We start from the raw sequence: 512 nt of genomic DNA, 5'->3' as shown, positions 1-512 counted from the left end.
CTGGAAGGCGGACTATGTGGGCGAGCTGTCGGCGGATCAGCAGCGGCTCGATCTTGCTGGCTGGGTGACCTTGACCAACCGCAGTGGGTCGACCTATCAGAACGCACAGCTGCAGCTGGTGGCTGGCGAGGTGAATCAGGTCGAGGAGGCGATGCAGGCGCCGCAATACGAGGCGATGGTCATGCGCTCCGCCGCGCCGGCGCCGAACATGCGCGAGGAGAGCCTGTTCGAGTACCACCTCTATTCGCTCGCGCATCCGACCACGATTGCCGATAACCAGACCAAGCAGGTCGCGCTGCTCGATGCGCCGGGCGTGACGGTTGGCAAGGAGCTGCTGATCGAAGGCGATCAACGGGCGTTTCGTGAGCCGCGCGGCGGGCTGGCGCAGGAACTAGCGGTCAACGTTTACCTCACCGCGACCAATGATGAGGCGTCGAATCTGGGACTCCCGCTGCCAGCGGGCATCGTGCGCATCTATCAGCGCGACAGCCAAGGCAATGCCCAGTTCATCG

General features: G+C 64.1%; 1 protein-coding gene. It reads left to right on the top strand.

The features are described from left to right. A partial coding sequence (locus CKO41_RS18365; RefSeq protein WP_420826496.1) for a DUF4139 domain-containing protein occupies window positions 1–512 on the top strand: 512 nt, incomplete at both ends.

The organism is Thiococcus pfennigii (assembly GCF_016583835.1).
Lineage (GTDB): Bacteria > Pseudomonadota > Gammaproteobacteria > Chromatiales > Chromatiaceae > Thiococcus > Thiococcus pfennigii.
This window is presented reverse-complemented; position numbering and strand designations above follow the sequence as displayed.